The sequence below is a fragment of the Sphingobium sp. CFD-2 genome, assembly GCF_024611135.1.
GTDB classification, from domain to species: Bacteria; Pseudomonadota; Alphaproteobacteria; order Sphingomonadales; family Sphingomonadaceae; genus Sphingobium; species Sphingobium fuliginis.
In genome coordinates, this window is sequence record NZ_CP084405.1 from 1,977,674 (window position 1) to 1,993,497 (window position 15,824).

Annotated in this window: 17 protein-coding genes; 4 read left to right on the forward strand and 13 right to left on the reverse strand. The window is 66.6% G+C overall.

Features of this window, described 5'->3' with window-relative positions; all coding sequences use genetic code 11:
* The first annotated feature begins 293 nt into the window (after positions 1 to 293).
* Positions 294 to 2,603 carry a ribonuclease R gene (gene rnr / locus LDB29_RS09530; protein ID WP_025551393.1) on the forward strand — a complete coding sequence of 770 codons (2,310 nt, stop codon included), beginning with the start codon at positions 294 to 296 and terminating at the stop codon, positions 2,601 to 2,603.
* Between the two features lie 156 nt (positions 2,604 to 2,759).
* Here the strand turns inward: rnr and LDB29_RS09535 are convergent, their stop codons facing one another.
* The 5 genes from LDB29_RS09535 to LDB29_RS09555 form a co-directional block, all read right to left on the reverse strand.
* Positions 2,760 to 3,080, reverse strand: coding sequence for a hypothetical protein (locus LDB29_RS09535; protein ID WP_025551395.1), 321 nt, complete (start codon positions 3,078 to 3,080; stop codon positions 2,760 to 2,762).
* Positions 3,081 to 3,181: 101 nt separating this feature from the next.
* On the reverse strand, positions 3,182 to 4,558 hold the full coding sequence (locus tag LDB29_RS09540) for an MATE family efflux transporter (RefSeq protein WP_025551397.1): 1,377 nt from the start codon (positions 4,556 to 4,558) through the stop codon (positions 3,182 to 3,184).
* Positions 4,559 to 4,561: 3 nt separating this feature from the next.
* Positions 4,562 to 5,491 (reverse strand): DUF808 domain-containing protein, encoded by a 930-nt coding sequence (locus tag LDB29_RS09545; protein WP_025551398.1) that lies wholly within the window; start codon positions 5,489 to 5,491, stop codon positions 4,562 to 4,564.
* Positions 5,492 to 5,609: 118 nt separating this feature from the next.
* Positions 5,610 to 5,858: a hypothetical protein gene (locus LDB29_RS09550; RefSeq protein ID WP_025551399.1), complete on the reverse strand. Its 249-nt coding sequence runs from the start codon at positions 5,856 to 5,858 to the stop codon at positions 5,610 to 5,612.
* A complete protein-coding gene (locus LDB29_RS09555) occupies positions 5,855 to 6,196 on the reverse strand; it encodes a hypothetical protein (RefSeq protein WP_025551401.1) in 342 nt (113 codons plus the stop codon). Before LDB29_RS09555 ends, LDB29_RS09550 begins: the two co-directional genes overlap by 4 nt.
* Before the next feature lie 132 nt (positions 6,197 to 6,328).
* Between LDB29_RS09555 and LDB29_RS09560 the strand changes: the two genes are divergently transcribed.
* A complete protein-coding gene (locus tag LDB29_RS09560) occupies positions 6,329 to 6,634 on the forward strand; it encodes a hypothetical protein (protein ID WP_048578772.1) in 306 nt (101 codons plus the stop codon).
* Positions 6,635 to 6,661: 27 nt separating this feature from the next.
* Here the strand turns inward: LDB29_RS09560 and LDB29_RS09565 are convergent, their stop codons facing one another.
* Genes LDB29_RS09565 through LDB29_RS09580 form a run of 4 tightly spaced genes read right to left on the reverse strand, consistent with a single transcriptional unit; the run spans position 6,662 to position 10,449 of the window.
* The gene (locus tag LDB29_RS09565) at positions 6,662 to 7,294 is read right to left on the reverse strand and encodes a trimeric intracellular cation channel family protein (RefSeq protein WP_025551404.1); all 633 of its coding nucleotides are present in this window, start codon (positions 7,292 to 7,294) and stop codon (positions 6,662 to 6,664) included.
* 16 nt (positions 7,295 to 7,310) lie between these two features.
* Positions 7,311 to 7,850: a glutathione peroxidase gene (locus tag LDB29_RS09570; RefSeq protein WP_025551406.1), complete on the reverse strand. Its 540-nt coding sequence runs from the start codon at positions 7,848 to 7,850 to the stop codon at positions 7,311 to 7,313.
* 35 nt (positions 7,851 to 7,885) lie between these two features.
* Positions 7,886 to 8,611 (reverse strand): VIT family protein, encoded by a 726-nt coding sequence (locus LDB29_RS09575; RefSeq protein WP_044662513.1) that lies wholly within the window; start codon positions 8,609 to 8,611, stop codon positions 7,886 to 7,888.
* Between the two features lie 59 nt (positions 8,612 to 8,670).
* The gene (locus tag LDB29_RS09580; protein WP_099185721.1) at positions 8,671 to 10,449 is read right to left on the reverse strand and encodes an ABC-F family ATP-binding cassette domain-containing protein; all 1,779 of its coding nucleotides are present in this window, start codon (positions 10,447 to 10,449) and stop codon (positions 8,671 to 8,673) included.
* Positions 10,450 to 10,588: 139 nt separating this feature from the next.
* Here LDB29_RS09580 and LDB29_RS09585 point away from each other — a divergent pair, with 139 nt between their 5' ends.
* Both LDB29_RS09585 and LDB29_RS09590 read left to right on the forward strand, forming a co-directional pair.
* Positions 10,589 to 11,329: an SIMPL domain-containing protein gene (locus tag LDB29_RS09585; protein WP_025551408.1), complete on the forward strand. Its 741-nt coding sequence runs from the start codon at positions 10,589 to 10,591 to the stop codon at positions 11,327 to 11,329.
* 100 nt (positions 11,330 to 11,429) lie between these two features.
* Positions 11,430 to 12,695, forward strand: a complete 1,266-nt coding sequence (locus LDB29_RS09590; protein WP_025551410.1) for a DUF445 domain-containing protein — start codon at positions 11,430 to 11,432, stop codon at positions 12,693 to 12,695.
* A 227-nt stretch (positions 12,696 to 12,922) separates the two neighbouring features.
* Here the strand turns inward: LDB29_RS09590 and LDB29_RS09595 are convergent, their stop codons facing one another.
* From LDB29_RS09595 to LDB29_RS09610, 4 genes are all read right to left on the reverse strand, one after another.
* Entirely contained in the window at positions 12,923 to 13,276 is a 354-nt protein-coding gene (locus tag LDB29_RS09595) for a YbaN family protein (protein ID WP_025551412.1), read from the reverse strand.
* A complete protein-coding gene (locus tag LDB29_RS09600; RefSeq protein WP_025551414.1) occupies positions 13,276 to 14,580 on the reverse strand; it encodes a HAMP domain-containing sensor histidine kinase in 1,305 nt (434 codons plus the stop codon). The genes LDB29_RS09595 and LDB29_RS09600 overlap by 1 nt, the downstream gene beginning before the upstream one ends.
* A gap of 102 nt (positions 14,581 to 14,682) precedes the next feature.
* The gene (locus LDB29_RS09605; RefSeq protein WP_044662519.1) at positions 14,683 to 15,348 is read right to left on the reverse strand and encodes a response regulator transcription factor; all 666 of its coding nucleotides are present in this window, start codon (positions 15,346 to 15,348) and stop codon (positions 14,683 to 14,685) included.
* 38 nt (positions 15,349 to 15,386) lie between these two features.
* Positions 15,387 to 15,725 (reverse strand): hypothetical protein, encoded by a 339-nt coding sequence (locus LDB29_RS09610; protein ID WP_025551820.1) that lies wholly within the window; start codon positions 15,723 to 15,725, stop codon positions 15,387 to 15,389.
* Between the last annotated feature and the right edge of the window lie 99 nt (positions 15,726 to 15,824).

Genomic DNA, 15,824 nt, shown 5'->3' on the forward strand with positions numbered 1-15,824 from the left:
GGGGGGTGGGAAGCCCTGGCGGCGAAGGAGCGTGGGCGGGGTTGGATGAGGAAGGGGCGGGCCTGAGGCCCGCGCGATCCGTTGGATTGCAACCCCCTCACCCAGCTACGACTAGACAGCAAGCTGCCAAGTCTGCGCAGCCCTCTCCCTCAAGGGAGAGGGATAAAATGGGTTTCCGCTTCGTACCCAGCCCAGACGCCACAAAGGCCCTTCCCTGCAGCCGTTATCTTTTCACATCGACCCTCCGCCATGGAGCACTGGCGCGGGGGAGCCCCTCTCCCTATAGCTGGTCCATGGCATCCACCGAAAAGAAGAAGAAATCCGACTCCGCCCGGACCAAGGTGCGGCCCGCAGGTTTCCCGACGCGCGAGCAGGTGATGGATTTCATCGCCACGTCCGACCAGCCGGCCGGAAAGCGGGAGATCGCGAAGGCCTTCGGTCTCAAGGGGCAGGAGAAGATCGCGCTCAAGGCGCTGCTCAAGGACATGGCGGACGAAGGGCTGATCGACATCGGCCCAGCGCGGGCCTTCCACAAGATGGGCGGCGTGCCCAAGGTCACGGTGCTGCGGATCGTGGATGTCGACGACACCACCCTGATCGCCACGCCGGAACGCTGGGAGGCGGAGGGGCAGCCCGCGCCCCGGCTGCGCGTCATGGAGCGGGGCAAGCGCGGCGCGCTGACAATTGGCGACCGCATATTGGCGCGGACGGAGGAAGCGGGGCGCGGCTGGGTCGCGCATCCGATGAAGAAGCTTGCCAAGGCGAGCGAGGAATTGCTGGGCGTGGTCGAGGAAGCGGATGGCGGCAAGCTGTGGCTGCGGCCGGTCGACAAGCGCATCCGGCGGGATACCCCGATTTCGGACGCCGGCACGGCGAAGAAGGGCGATCTGGTGCTGGCCGAGCCGGTGGGGCGCCCGCCCCGGATCACGGCGCGGGTGACGGACATATTGGGCGATCCCTTCGCGCCGCGCAGTTTCAGCCTGATCGCCATCCACAAGCATGGCATTCCCCACGTCTTTTCCGAGCGGGTCGAGGAGGAGGCGGTGACGGCTTCCAGCCTCGCCTTGCATGAGGAGAAGCGGGAGGATTTGCGGCACCTGCCCATCGTCGCCATCGATCCGGTCGATGCGCGGGACCATGACGATGCGGTCTGGGCCGCGCCGGATGATGATCCGGCCAATGAGGGCGGCTACAAGGCGATCGTCGCGATCGCGGACGTCAGCTATTATGTGCGTCCGGGCAGCGCGCTGGACCGCGAGGCGAGGAAGCGCGGGAACAGCGTCTATTTCCCCGATCTGGTCGTGCCGATGCTGCCCCACCAGCTTTCTTCCGACATGTGTTCGCTGCGGGCGGGCGAGGATCGTGCGGCCATGGCCTGTCACCTCGTGCTGGATGCGGCGGGCAAGGTGAAGAGCTGGCGCTTTTCCCGCGCGGTGATCCGGGTGGCGGCGGTGCTGGCCTATGAGGATGCGCAGGCGGCAATCGACGGCGAAAAGCCCCTCGACCTGTTGGAACCGGCATTAAAGCCCCTCTGGGCCTGCTGGGCGCTGCTGCGCAAGGCGCGGGACAAGCGGGAGCCGCTGGCGCTGGACCTGCCGGAGCGGCGGGTGGTGCTGGACGAATATGGCAAGATCGTCAGCGTGGCGGTGCGCGAGCGGCTGGACGCGCATATGCTGATCGAGGATTATATGATCGCCGCCAATGTCGCGGCGGCAAAGGCGCTGGAGGCCAAGAAGGCGCCGGTCATGTACCGTGTCCATGAGCCGCCGAGTCGGGACAAGCTGGTGGCGCTGAAGGATTATCTGGCGACCTTCGACATCGAATTCGCCCTGGGGCAGGTGGTGAAGCCCGCCACCTTCAACCGGCTGATCGCGCGGATCGGGGAAGCGGAGGAGAAGCCCCAGATCATGGAGCAGATCCTGCGCAGCCAGACACAGGCCTATTATGCGCCGTCCAATATGGGGCATTTCGGGCTGGCGCTGGGGTCCTATGCGCATTTCACGTCGCCGATCCGGCGCTATGCGGACCTGCTGGTGCATCGGGCGCTGGTGGGCGCCTATGGGCTGGAACTGCCGGCGCCCAAGGGGGATATTCCCGACCGATCATCGCTGAGCGGCGAGGATATGGAGAATATGGGCCGCGTGGGCGAGATGATCAGCCAGCATGAGCGCCGCGCCATGGAGGCGGAGCGGGAGACCATCGACCGCTATGTCGCGGCGTTCCTGGCGGCGCATGTGGGCGATCTGGTGGAGGCGCGGATCACCGGGGTGCAGAGCTTCGGCTTCTTCGCCACGGTCGAGGGGCTGGGCGGCGACGGGCTGGTGCCGGTGTCGACGCTGGGCGACGAGCGTTTCTTCTTCGACGAAGCCGGGCGGGCGCTGGAAGGCGTGGAGAGCGGGGACCGCTATACGGTCGGGCAGCGGCTGCAATTGCGGCTGGCCGAAGCGGACCCGATCAACGGCTCGTTGCGCTTCGAACTGCCCGACGCCCTGCCCCAGCGGCCGAGCTTCAAGAAGGACCGCGTGCGGCCCGGCAGCGTCAGGCGCGGGCGGCCGACCAATATCCGCCACATCGGATCGAAGCGGGGCAAGCATCGGCGGTGAGAGCCCCTTTGCGATGAAGCTTCCACGGCGCAGGTTGACGCGAGTTCCTGTCCTTGCAGGAGCAGATGGCGCTGCAACCTCCACGGCGTCACCGTGAACGAAAAAGGGCGGCCCCGCAGGACCGCCCCTTTTTCCTCTTCAACCGTCAATGCGGTTTCAGGCTGCCGCGCTCTCCGGCTCGACCGCGAACAGGGTCACGCCCTTATATTTGCTGTCGCCCTGATCATAGAGGCCGTGCATCGCCTCGAACTTTTCATCGACCAGGCTGACGTCGTTCAGTCCCGCCAGCTTGAAGGTGCCGAGCTTCAGCTCCCGCGGCGGGCGGCCGTCGCGCTCTATCGTCACCGCGTCGATGAACATTTCGTCATGGCGCGTGTAGAGGATGTGCGGCGCGAGCTTCACGACCATCTTGTTGTAGGTCGCCATCAGACATTTCTGAAGCGCTATCGCCTCGAAGAACATGGTAGGAGCGTTCATAATGCGTTTTTCATTACCGATTTGACGCGCCGGTTCAATTGCTTTGTGCGTCGCACCATCGCACGGCGACGCAACCCGGCCCATGCCCGCGACAAATGGATTCAGGCGTTTCGCCTGCGCGATAGAAGATGCAGCCGCTCACGCAAGGCCCAGCGCGCCACCAGCAGCAGCGCGACGACGCCCAGCCCGCTCGCGAGTCCCAGCCAGATGCCAAGGCCCTGTAACCCCAGCGGAAAGGCCAGGACGATGCCGATTCCGATGCCGATCACCCAATAGCCGATCAGGGCGAAGATCATCGGCACGCGGGTATCCTGTATGCCCCTCAATACCCCTGCCCCCACCGCCTGCGCGGCGTCCACCAACTGGAACAGCGCCGCGACGCCCAGGAAACCGACCGCCAGCATCGCGGTCCGCGCATTGGCGGGATCGGCAAGGTTCAGGAAAGCGGAGATCAGCATGCGCGGAAAGGCGATGAGCATCGTCGCGGCGATCAGCGCGAATCCGGTCCCGATCGCCAGCGCCAGCCAGCCCGCACGGCCGACCGCTGCCAGATCGCCCTTTCCATAGGCGAGACCCACGCGCACGGTCGCCGCCTGGCCGATGCCCATCGGCACCATGAAGACGAGCGCGGCGATCTGAATCGCGACGGCGTGCGCCGCCAGCGAGTCGCGGTCGATCAGCCCCATCAGGAAGGCGGAGGCGTTGAACACGGTGGTTTCCAGCCCCAGGGTGATCGCGATCGGCAGGCCCAGCGCCCAGACGGCCCGGTGCCGTTCGCGATCACGGGTCCAGAATCGCCCCAGCAGGCGATAGCGGCGGAACCGCCGGTCGATCAGGATGACCGACAGCAGCCCGAGGAACAGGAAGGAGGAGGACAGCGTGCTGGCGATGCCCGCGCCGAAAATCCCCAGCGCGGGAAAACCCAGATGCCCGAAGATCAGGGTCCAGCCCGCCAGCAGGTTGAACGGGATGGCGCAGACCATGATGATCAGGCCCCAGACCGGCCGTTCCAGCGCGGAAATGAAGTTGCGCAGCGTGGTGAAGCCCAGAAAGGGCAGCAGCGCCCATTGCAGGCCGCGCATCAGTTCGCCCGCCTGCGCCGCCAGGTCCGCCTCCTGCCCCATCAGCAGCAGGATGGATTCGCTTTCCCAGAGCAGCGCCCAGGCGGGCAGTACGAACAGGGTCGCCGCGCGCAGCGTCTGGTGCACCGTCCGCCTGACGTCGCGCACCGAATGCCGCCGACGCCCCCGTTCCGTGGCGATCAGCGGCGCGGCGGCGGTGACAAGCCCCATGCCGAAGATCAGCAGCGCGTTGAACAGGTTGATCGCCAGCGCCCCCGAAGCCACCGCGCCCGCGCCGAGCCGGCCCAGCAGCAGCAGGTCGGTCGCCGCGATGCCGGCCCAGGCGATATTGCCCGCGATCATCGGCAGCGCGAGCGCGGTCAGCGCCCCGGCCTCCAGACGCCAGGGTGAACGCATCGATCAGTGCTTTTTGAAGAGGTGCAGCACCGCCACGACGATGCCGCCGACGACCAGCCCGACGATAGCCGCGCCCGCCGCGTTCACGACCCATTCCACCGCCGGCGCGATGGCGGGCAGCCCCCGGCCCGCGGCTTCCGCGACATGATGGATGGCGCCGGGGATGAGATCCCAGTGAAATTCGTGCAGTCCGTGGACGATCAGGCCCCCGCCGACCCAGAGCATGGCCGCAGTGCCGACGACGCCCAATATCCGCATCAGCACCGGCATGGCCTTCACCATCGCACGGCCCAGCACCCGTGCGCCGGCCGAACGCCGTTCCGCCAGATGCAGGCCGATATCGTCCATCTTCACGATGAAGCCGACGACGCCATAGACGCCGGCGGTGATCAGGAAGGCGACGACGATCAGGACGATCGCCTGCTCCCAGATCGGTTCCGCCGCCACGGTGCCGAGCGCGATCGCCATGATCTCGCCCGAGAGGATGAAGTCGGTGCGGATCGCGCCGGAGACCTTCTGGTCCTCCAGTTCCTTCGAACTATGCGTTTCCAGCGCCTCCTCCGCCAGATCATGGCCGCCCTGCACTGCCTCCAGCAGCTTTTCGGCCGCTTCGAAACAGAGAAAGGCACCGCCCAGCATCAGCAAGGGGGGCAGAAGCCAGGGCGCGAGGGCGCTCAGAACCAGCGCGGCGGGGAGCAGGAACAGCAGCTTGTTGCGCAGCGATCCCTTGGCGATCTTCCAGATGATGGGGAGTTCGCGGTCCGGCGTCAGGCCCATGACATAGCGCGGCGTGACGGCGGTGTCGTCGATCACGACGCCGGCCGCCTTCGAGCCCGCCTTGCCCGCGGCGGCGGCGACATCGTCCAGCGAACTGGCGGTAAGCTTGGCAATCCCCGCCACGTCGTCGAGCAGCGCGATCAGACCCGAAGGCATTGATGTTATTCCCCTGTTGGCCCCGGCATGGGACCGGCAGCCGCCTCAATAGAGGCGGGGCACAAGCGGTGCAATGGATTGGGAAGCGATCGGATCGATAAGGGAGCGAGCCGGCGGCTCAATGCAGCCCGCGATAATTGCCCGGCGGGTCGCTGGCGGGGAAGCTTTCATCGACCTGCTCGTCCACCATGTCCCAGTCGCGCGCGTCGATATGCTGCTCGTCCGGCCCGGCATCGCGCACCGGGCCGGAGGAGAAGCCGGTCCCGCGATAGTCGCCCGCGTCGCGCTGCGCCTGCCACTCCTTCCATCCCCTCCACGCCACGGCGCCCAGTCCGGTGAGGAATGCGAGTTTCAACAACCCCTTCATTTCGGCTTCTCCTGTGCTTGGTGCAGATGGACCCATTCGGCCCGGTTGCCGCTGACGGTGTCCGGCGTCAGCGGGATGTCGCCTTCCTCGTCGGTGCCGCCCGGCGGTTCCACGGACGGCGCGGAGGCAACGGCCCAGCGCTGGCGCAGCGCGGCGTCGATCATCGCCTGCCAGACCCGTTCGTCACCCGCCTGCCGCATGGCATCGTCGGGGTCCTTGATGATGGCGAGCAGGCCTGCCGCGGTTTCCACCTGTTCCTGCCAGCGATCCGGACCCAGGTCGGGATTGCCGGCGGCCAGATGCCGCGCCAGCCGTTCGAGAAGAATGCGCTGCTCCATGCGCTGGTGAACGCGGGCCGGACCGCCCTGTTCCCCCCGTCGTTCGGTTCCCGCGTCGTAACGCCTGTGCAGCGATGTGAACGGCCCGCCGGTTCGATCGTTAGCCTGGAATGCAAGGAAAAGGAGACGATCATGCCCCAGGGCGACAAGAGCAGCTACACCGACAAGCAGAAGCGCAAGGCGGAGCATATCGAGCAGGGTTATGAGGATCGCGGCGTGTCCCGCAAGGAAGCGGAACGGCGCGCCTGGGCGACCGTCAACAAGGAATCGGGCGGCGGCAACAAATCCGGCTCCGGCCGGGGCAAGCCGGACAGCCATGCCTCCTCGCGCAAGGGCGGGAAGAAGGGCGGCGCGGCGTCGGCCCGGCGTCCGGCCGCCGATCGGTCCGCCGCCGCCAGAAAGGGTTGGGAAACCCGGCGGAAAAAGGCGCATGGGTGACGGCGGAGGCTATCCGCGGAGGCCGGTTCAGTCTTCCGTCTGGTAGTGCGGCAGCCCGAGCCCTTTTCGCATCGCGACGGCCCGCAGCAGGAAACCGAGCAGCGCGGCGATGACGCCCGCGACGGGGACGTCCAGCCCGATCCAGCGCAGGGCGACGAACAGGCCCGACGCGAGCGCCGCCGCCGTCACGTACAGTTCCGGCCGCAACAATATGGACGGCTCCCCCGCCAGCAGGTCGCGCATGATGCCGCCGACGCAGCCGGTGACGACGCCCATCATCGCCGCCACCAGCGGCGGCACGCCATAGCTCATCGCCTTGGCCGCGCCATAGACGGCGAAGGCGGCGAGCCCCACCGCATCCAGCCAGTCGAGAGCGCTGTCGCTCCACAAACGGCGCGGGGTGAACCAGACGAGCAGCGCCGCCATCATGCAGGCGATGGCGGGCACGGCGTCGCGGACCCAGAAGACCGGCGCGCCGATCAGCAGGTCTCGGACAGTCCCGCCCCCTACCCCCGTCACCAGCGCGAAGAAGGCGAAGGTGACGAGCGTCTGGCGCAGGCGCGCGGCGGCCAGCGCCCCGGACGCGGCGAAGACGAAAGTGCCGACGATGCCGAGCGTCTCCAGCACCGGGCCGATTTGCGGCAGCAGCGTCTGGTTCATGGGGCGGCGCTGGGCGCTATTTCGCCAGTTCCGCCTCTATGGCCGCGATCAGCCCGGCATCGTCGGGCGTGGTCGAGGGCGCGAAGCGGGCGGCCACGCCGCCATCCTTCGCGATCAGGAACTTCTCGAAATTCCAGAGCACTTCGGGTTCGCGATTGGGCGTGATGCCATAGCCGATCAGCTTTTCGCGGAACTCGGCCCCCTCCCCCTGCGAACTCGGCTGCGCGCCGGTCAGCGCTGCGTAGAGCGGGTGCTTTTCCGGCCCGGTGACGACGATCTTCTCGAACATCGGGAAATCCACGCCGAAATTGGTCGTGCAGAAGGTCGCGATCTCTTCATTGCTGCCCGGTTCCTGCGCACCGAAGTCGTTGGCGGGGAAGCCGGCGACGACCAGCCCCTTGTCCCTATAGTCGCGATAGAGCTTTTCCAGTCCCTCATATTGCGGGGTCAGGCCGCATCGGGAGGCGACGTTGACCACCAGAACCACCTTGCCCGCATAGTCGGCCAGGCTGGCGTCGGCGCCCTTGATGGTCTTGAGCGGGATTTGCTGGATCATGGCATGCTCTCCTTGCGAATGGACGGCTTCCCCCATCATATGGCGGCGCCGAAGAGCTTTCCTACCCCGGAGGTCGCAAGCATCGCGAAAACGCCCCAGAAGACGACGCGAGCCACCGCCCGCGCTACCCCGCCGCCACCCAGGCGGGCGCCGACATAGCCAAGCACCGCAAGGCACAGCAGCGACGTGACGGCGACGGCCGCGATGGCGTGCGACGGATTGGCGACGGCGGCCAGCACAGGGGCGACCGCGCCTGCGGAGAAGGTCGCGGCGGAGGTCAGCGCCGCCTGGACGGGCCGCGCGGTGCTGATGTCGGAAATGCCCAGTTCGTCCCGCGCATGGGCGGCGAGCGCGTCGACATTCATCAACTGCGTCGCCACCTGGCCCGCAAGGTCAGCCGTCAGGCCGCGATCGACGTAGATGTCGCGCAATTCCTCCCATTCCACATGGGGCTGTTGGGCGAGCGCCTTCTTTTCCTTGGCCAGATCGGCGCGCTCTGTATCGGACTGGGCGCTGACGGACACATATTCGCCCGCGGCCATCGACATGGCGCCCGCCACCAGCGCGGCGATGCCCGACAGAAGGATGGTATCCCGCGACGCCCCCGACGCAGCGATGCCGGTGAGCAGGCTGGCGGTGGAGACGATGCCGTCATTGGCGCCCAGAACGGCCGCGCGCAGCCAGCCGACGCGGTTGACATAATGGACCGCATGATGGCCGTCGATCATGTCATTGTCCTGCATCGTCGCGGATTGTTCCATGCGCCTGTCCCCTTTTTCCGCCATCTGGCTACCAGATGAGGAGGATGGCGCAAGGCATTCTAGGCACCCAGCCCTTCCGCCTTTTCCGCCAGTTCCAGCCAGCGTTCCTCCGCGGCTTCCTTTTCGGCGCGAGCCTTTTCGATCGCCTTGCTGAGCAGGTCGAACCTGCCGGGATCGCGGCTGTAGAGATCGGGATCGGCCAGCGCTTCCTCATCGCGGGCAATGGCCGCCTCCATCTCCTCTATCCGCTTGGGCAGCAGGTCGAAATCGCGCTGGTCCTTGTAGCTGAGCTTGGTCGACGCGCTTTTCGGCGGGGGCGGCGGCGCAGCCTTCCTCTCTTGCCTGGGCGCGTTCCTCGGCTGGCGCTTGGCGACCCAATCCGCATAGCCGCCGACGATCACGTCGACGGTGCCGGAGCCGTCCAGGCCAAGCGTGACCGTCACCGTGCGGTCGAGGAAGTCGCGGTCGTGGCTGACGATCAGGACGGTGCCCTCATAATCGGCAATGACTTCCTGAAGCAGGTCGAGCGTTTCGAGGTCCAGGTCGTTGGTCGGTTCGTCCAGCACCAGCAGGTTCGATTCGCGGGCGAATTCGCGGGCGAACAGCAGCCGTGAGCGCTCGCCGCCCGACAGGGTGCCGACGCGCGCCTCCGCCAGCGAGGGGTCGAAGAGGAATTCCTTCAGATAGCCGTGGACATGCTTGCGCGTGCCGCGCACGTCGATCCAGTCGCCGCCTTCGGCCAGAACGTCGCGCACGCGCCTGTCGGCCTGCATCAGGCTGCGCTGCTGGTCGATGAAGATCATGTCGAGCGATTTGGCCTGACGGACCTGTCCGCTGTCGGGCGCGAGTTCACCGGTCAGCAGTTTGAGGAGCGTGGTCTTGCCCGCGCCATTGCCGCCGACGATGCCGATCCGGTCGCCGCGCTGGATGCGCAGCGAGAAATCCCTGATGACGGTGCGGTCGCCGAAATTCTTCGTGACATGCTCAGCGGTGATGACGCTTTTCGTCTTGTTGTCGTCGCTGGCGACGGCGATTTTCGCGACACCCTGCGGCCCCACCATGGCGGCGCGCTGGGCCCGCATTTCGTGGAGCTTGGCAAGGCGGCCCTGGTTGCGCTTGCGCCGGGCGGTGACGCCGCGTTCCAGCCAGTGCGCCTCGATCTTGAGCCGGGCGTCGAGCTTCTCTGCGGCGCGGGCTTCCTCGGCATAGACCGCTTCCATCCACTGCTCGAAACCGCCGAAGCCGATCTCGTTGCGGCGGATGCCGCCACGGTCCAGCCACAGCGTCTGGCGCGTGAGGCGCGTCAGGAAGGCGCGGTCATGGCTGATGACGATGAACGCGCCATTATAGCGGCCGAGCCAGCCCTCCAGCCAGTCGATGGCGTCGATGTCGAGATGGTTGGTCGGTTCGTCCAGCAGCAGCAGATCGGGTTCGCTGGCAAGGGCGCGGGCGATGGCGGCGCGGCGGCGTTCGCCTCCCGAAGCGGTCGCGGCCTCTCGGTTGAGGTCCGTACCGAGCTGGCTGGCGATGGCGTCCACCTCATGCGCGGGCGGCGCGAACTGGCCCGCCAGCGCGAAGTCGCGCAGCGTGGCGAAGCCGGAAACGTCAGGGTCCTGCTCCAGCATGATGACGCGGGCGCCCGGACGGACGGAGCGCGTGCCCTCGTCCGGTTCGATCTGGCCGGCGATCAGTTTCAGCAGCGTGGTCTTTCCCGCGCCGTTGCGGCCGATCAGCGCCAGCCGGTCCCGATCCCCGACGAAAATATCGAGATTGCGGAAAAGCCAATGGGTGCCCTGGGACAGGCCAAGATTTTCGAAGGAGAGAATGGGAGCCGCCATGGCCGTGCAGCTAGGGCTTTGACGCGCCTGGGGCAAGGGGGGGGAACCGGAAGCTGTCTGACGGCTTTCAACGCATGTCAGCGTCCATTCATCGCAGCCGTCACAATGTCGCTGCATCGCTTCTTGAGGAGAAAGCCCTGTGAAATCCACGTTCGCCCTGATGGCATCCGCTGTCGTTGCCGCCGCCGCTCTGCCGATCGCGGCCGCTGCGCAGACCAGCGTGACCATCGCAGAAACCGCGCCGGTCGTGACGTTGAACGTCACCGAGACCGTGGAGGCGGCGCCCGACATGGCGACGGTGGGTACCGGGGTCCAGACGCGCGCCCAGACCGCCGCGCAGGCGATGCGCGACAATGCGGTGCAGATGGACAGGCTGGTCGCCGCGCTGGTGAAGGCGGGCATTCCGAAGAAGGACATCCAGACCAGCGGCATCAATCTGAGCGCGCAATATGACTATAGCAACCGCGACGGCCAGCCCGCCGGGCCGCGTTTCATCGGCTATGAGGCTTCGAACCAGCTATCGGTGAAGCTGCGCGACATCAGGAAGGTGGGAACCCTGCTCGACACGATGGTGGAGGCCGGAGCGACCAATGTGAACGGGCCGAGCTTCTCGATCAGCGATCCCGCGCCGATGCTGGCGCAGGCCCGGGCGGCGGCGTTGAAGACCGCCAGGGCGCAGGCCGATTTCTATGCCCAGGCGGCGGGTTATCGCTCGGCAAGGCTCGTCTCGCTGGCGGAGAGCAACAGCGGCGGGCAGCCGCCCATGCCGGTGATGGCAGCGGCGCGGTTCAAGGCGGACTCAGCGCCGGCGACGCCGGTGGAGCCGGGACAGGTCGGGTCCTCGGTGACGCTGACGGTGCAATATGCGCTGGAAAGATAAGGTGGCGGGGCGCCCTTCGGCCAGTTGCCGGCCTTCCATCCCCTTCCCCGGAAAAGAAGCGCTTGCCTGAACGAAACGGCGGCGTAACCGTTAGCTGGTCATGAAGATGCTTGCTCCGCCCCGGCCCGCCGTCGCCAGCCCTGTCCATCCGGCGCGGCGCATGCAGACGGTGGCGACGGGCATGCTGCTGGTCATGGCGGCGCTGTTCCTGGCGGCGCGGGCGACGGCGCACCTCCACCCCGCCATCGGCTTCGTCCAGGCCTTTGCCGAGGCGGCGATGGTCGGCGGACTGGCCGACTGGTTCGCCGTCACCGCCCTGTTCCGCCACCCGCTGGGCCTGCCGATCCCGCATACCGCGATCATCCCGCGCAACAAGGATCGGATCGGGGATACGCTCGCTTTGTTCCTGCGCGACAATTTCCTTACCCCCGCCGTGGTGGCGCGGCGGATGCAGCGGCTGGACATGGCGGCCGCCGCGGGACGCTTCCTGTCGAGTCCCTCCAGCGGCGACGGCAGGCTGCGCGAGGGCGCGTCCCGGCTCGCCGCCGATATATTGGAAGCGCTGGACCAGGAACGGCTGGGCGGCATGGTGAAGGGCGCCATCGCCCAGCGCCTGCGCGCCATGAACCTTGCCCCCCTGATCGGGCAAGCGCTGGAAGCCGCGATGCGGGACGGGCGCCACGCCCCGGTGATGGACGGCATCATCCTATGGGCGGATCGCACGCTGGAGGCGAACGACCATTTGATCCGGCAGATGGTGCATGACCGGTCGGGCAAGATAATGCGCTGGACCGGCCTTGACGAGAATCTGTCCAACGCGATCATCGACGGGCTGCGCAAGCTGCTGGCCGACATGGCGCAGGACCCGGCGCACAGCCTGCGCCTGAAGGCCGAGGAGGGCCTGACGAAGCTCGCCGCCGACCTGCAATTCGATCTGGAGATGCAGGCGCGCGTGGCGCGCATCCGTGACGAGGTGGTCGACAATCCGGCAATGCAGCGCTGGATCGATGGCCTGTGGGAACAGGCGCGCGGCGGGCTGTTGCGCGCGGTGCGCGATCCCGGCAAGGCGATGGCGGGGCGTCTGGGCGAAGCGCTCCATCAGCTTGGTGCGACCTTGCAACAGGACGCGCGGCTGCGGTTCCTTATCAACCGCTTCGTGCGGCGTGCCGCCGTGGGGGCGACGGCAGCCTATGGCGATGCCATCGTCAAGCTGGTCAGCGAGACGGTGCGCGGATGGGATGCGGGGACCGTCACCAGCCGGCTTGAGCATGCGGTCGGCCGCGACCTGCAATATATCCGGGTCAACGGCACGCTGGTGGGCGGGCTGGTGGGACTTGCCATCCATAGCGTCGATACGCTGCTGTAGAAAATGCGGGATTTGGCGGATGAGGGCCAGGGACGGACACAAGAGCACGGTTCGGGCCGAGCCTGTCGGAAGCCCTTCGCCTTTCTCCTGAAATGACCTCTTTCAAGAAGAGCTGAAGCGCCCTTCGACTGCGTGCAAGGCCGGCTATCAGCACAGGTCTGACGGGCTCAGGGCGAACGGGGGAAGAAAAACGGCCTGCCCGCTTTCTGCGCGGAAAAGGTCGCGCTTCAAGCTTCGGGCCGCGTCCATATCCATGTCCCGCCGATCGCAGCGGCCGCCGCAGGGACCAAGAACCACGGAAATGGCGAAAATATGAGCGCCAGCACCATGCTGAAAGCAAAAGCCGCCAGCGCCGCCTTCTTTCCTCGCCGGCTGATCGCGCCCTTTTCCCGCCAATGCCGGATATGCGGGCCGAAATGGCGGTGCTCCAGCAGGCGCGACTCCAGCGCCGGGCTCGACCGCGCGAAGCAGAAGGCCGCCAGGATCATGAATGGCACTGTCGGCAGGAGCGGCAGGAAGGCTCCGACCGCCCCCAGCCCAAGCGACAGGAAACCGCAGGCAAGATAGAGATGCCGCCGCATCAGGCCGCGGGCAGCCGCAGCCGGACCAGCGCTCCGCCCAGATCGTCGCTTTCCTCCAGCGCGACGGACCCGCCATAGATTTCCGCGACGTCCCGCACGATGGCGAGGCCAAGGCCTGTCCCCGGCTTCCCCGAATCCAGCCTTACGCCCCGGTCGAAAATGCGCGTGCGGTCTGCCTGCGGAATGCCCGTGCCGTCATCCTCCACCAGGATTTCGACCATCGCCCCCTTGCGCCCTACGGTCGCGAACACGCTGCCTCCGCCATATTTGGCGGCGTTCTCGATCAGGTTGCCCAGCATTTCGTCCAGGTCCTGCCGTTCGACCCGCACGGCGGCTTCCTTGTCGCCATCCATGTCGATGCGGACTTCGGGATAGAGCCGCTGGACGGCCCTTTCCACCGCATCCAGGCTGGCCCATACTTCCGCCCGGCTCTGCGCCGCGCCGCGCCGTCCGACCGCGCGCGCCCGCGCCAGATGGTGGTCGACCTGCCGCCGCATCGTCGTCGCTTCCCGGATGACCGTATCGCCCAGATCGGGCGATTGCGCGGTCGCGGCGTTCATGATCACGGTCAGCGGCGTCTTGAGTGCATGGGCGAGATTGCCCGCATGGGTCCGCGCTTCCTCCGCCTGCCGCTCATTATGGGCGAGCAGGGCATTCAGTTCCTCGACCATGGGCAGCACCTCGGCGGGCATCGGCTCGGTCACGCGATTCTTTTCGCCCGCGCGCATCCGCACGATTTCATGCCGCACCTTGCGGAGCGGCCGCAGCCCGTAAATGGTCTGCAACGTCGCCAGCACGATCAGCCCCAGCGCCAGCAGGGCAAAGCTCTCGAACAGGGTCGATCGCAGCGTCTTGATCTGCGCGTCCAGTCCCTCGCGCGCCTGCGCCACCATGAACATCCAGCGCGTGTCCGATCCGGGCAGGATGATGCTGCGTTCCATCACGCGCAGATCTTCGCCCGGAAACTGGTTGCTGTCGTAGATGTGCGGGGCGTCGTCATGATGCTCCGGATTGACCTTCAGCGCCCGGTCCCACAGCGAACGCGACCGCCAATCCTCATGCCCCTTGCCGCTGATCTGGTAATAGATGCCGCTATTGGGCTCCAGGAAACGCTGGTCGGCAGGCTCGCGGTTGAACAGCACCTCTCCGTCCGGCCCGATCTCGGCCGACGCGATCATGGCGGTCAGGACATAGTTCATGCCATCGTCGAAATTGCGCGTGATCGCGTCGGAAAGCACCCGATCCAGCGCCAGCCCGCCGCCCAGCAGCAGCAGGCTGATCCACAGCGCCGCGATGCCGATCATGCGGCGGCTGAGCGATCCGGTCGAGCTAACTTGCGGCTGGTCAGTCAAAGACGCAAAAGCCTTTGTTTCCGTTCGCCCGAAGCCCGAACGGAAGATGAGCGATTACCGCCCCGGTTCATCCAGGCTGTAGCCCAGGCCCCGGATCGTCGTGATGACGTCCGCGCCCAGCTTCTTGCGGATGCGGGTCACGAACACTTCGATCGTATTGGAATCGCGGTCGAAATCCTGATCGTAGATATGCTCGATCAATTCGGTGCGGCTCACCACCTTGCCCTTGTGGTGGAGGAGGTAGGACAGCAGCTTATATTCCTGCGCGGTGAGCTTCACCGGCTCGCCCTTCAGCGTCACCTTGCCCGAGCGCGTATCCAGCCTTACGTCGCCCGCGGTCAGTTCGCTCGACGCATTGCCCGATGCGCGGCGGATCAGCGCGCGCAGGCGGGCGATCAGTTCCTCGCTCTGGAAAGGCTTGGCAAGATAATCGTCGGCGCCCGCGTCCAGCCCGGCCACCTTGTCGGACCAGCTGTCGCGCGCCGTCAGCACCAGCACCGGGAAGCTGCGTCCCTCCTTGCGCCAGCGGTCCAGCACGGTAAGGCCGTCGATGGTGGGCAGGCCGAGATCCAGGACGACCGCGTCATAGCTTTCGGTCGCACCCAGAAAATGCCCGTCCTCGCCATCGTCGGCCAGATCCACGGCATAGCCCGCGCCTTCCAGCGTGTTGCGGAGCTGTTGCCCGAGGCTAGGTTCATCTTCGACGATCAGCAGACGCATATGGCCCCGTTTCTGTTGTTATGCCCGACGCGCGCCTGTCAGCGCGCCCAGCCGATTATATCGCCCGTGCGACCGTCCGCATCAACCCATAGCACCTTGCCGTCCTTCACATATTTCAGGCGGTATCGATTGGTGGACGGATTGAATTCGCTGCCCAGATAGGTGGCGCCGCCCATGGCGGCATCCACCCGGCGCTTGATGACGGAAAATGGCATGACCTGCCCGTCCAGCATCGCGCGGCGCGCGGCATCCTGCTCATCGCGCTGGCTGCTGGCATAAGCGGAAGGATTCGCGGCGAAAAGCACCGCCATGGCCCCCAAGCCTGCTATCAGTCTGAACCGCTTCATTTCCATGACCTTGGCATAGCCGGGAGCCATTGAACAGGTGGTGAATGACGATGAAGGGTGGGTGGCGCGCGTTCCGCCTGCCGCCCTCTTCCTGGGGCGCACCCTGCCCTGCCCGCGCAGGAGCCCGAC

Bases quoted from the DNA above. Each gene is read 5' to 3' on its own strand.
- rnr (WP_025551393.1), top strand. From the start codon at position 294: ATGGCATCCACCGAAAAGAAGAAGAAATCCGACTCCGCCCGGACCAAG.
- LDB29_RS09540 (WP_025551397.1), bottom strand. From the start codon at position 4,558: ATGCGTTCACCCTGGCGTCTGGAGGCCGGGGCGCTGACCGCGCTCGCG.
- LDB29_RS09545 (WP_025551398.1), bottom strand. From the start codon at position 5,491: ATGCCTTCGGGTCTGATCGCGCTGCTCGACGACGTGGCGGGGATTGCC.
- LDB29_RS09580 (WP_099185721.1), bottom strand. From the start codon at position 10,449: ATGGCGGCTCCCATTCTCTCCTTCGAAAATCTTGGCCTGTCCCAGGGC.
- LDB29_RS09575 (WP_044662513.1), bottom strand. From the start codon at position 8,611: ATGGAACAATCCGCGACGATGCAGGACAATGACATGATCGACGGCCAT.
- LDB29_RS09605 (WP_044662519.1), bottom strand. From the start codon at position 15,348: ATGCGTCTGCTGATCGTCGAAGATGAACCTAGCCTCGGGCAACAGCTC.
- LDB29_RS09565 (WP_025551404.1), bottom strand. From the start codon at position 7,294: ATGAACCAGACGCTGCTGCCGCAAATCGGCCCGGTGCTGGAGACGCTC.
- LDB29_RS09590 (WP_025551410.1), top strand. From the start codon at position 11,430: ATGAAGATGCTTGCTCCGCCCCGGCCCGCCGTCGCCAGCCCTGTCCAT.
- LDB29_RS09550 (WP_025551399.1), bottom strand. From the start codon at position 5,858: ATGAAGGGGTTGTTGAAACTCGCATTCCTCACCGGACTGGGCGCCGTG.
- LDB29_RS09555 (WP_025551401.1), bottom strand. From the start codon at position 6,196: ATGGAGCAGCGCATTCTTCTCGAACGGCTGGCGCGGCATCTGGCCGCC.
- LDB29_RS09610 (WP_025551820.1), bottom strand. From the start codon at position 15,725: ATGGCTCCCGGCTATGCCAAGGTCATGGAAATGAAGCGGTTCAGACTG.
- LDB29_RS09570 (WP_025551406.1), bottom strand. From the start codon at position 7,850: ATGATCCAGCAAATCCCGCTCAAGACCATCAAGGGCGCCGACGCCAGC.
- LDB29_RS09600 (WP_025551414.1), bottom strand. From the start codon at position 14,580: ATGATCGGCATCGCGGCGCTGTGGATCAGCCTGCTGCTGCTGGGCGGC.
- LDB29_RS09595 (WP_025551412.1), bottom strand. From the start codon at position 13,276: ATGCGGCGGCATCTCTATCTTGCCTGCGGTTTCCTGTCGCTTGGGCTG.
- LDB29_RS09535 (WP_025551395.1), bottom strand. From the start codon at position 3,080: ATGAACGCTCCTACCATGTTCTTCGAGGCGATAGCGCTTCAGAAATGT.
- LDB29_RS09560 (WP_048578772.1), top strand. From the start codon at position 6,329: ATGCCCCAGGGCGACAAGAGCAGCTACACCGACAAGCAGAAGCGCAAG.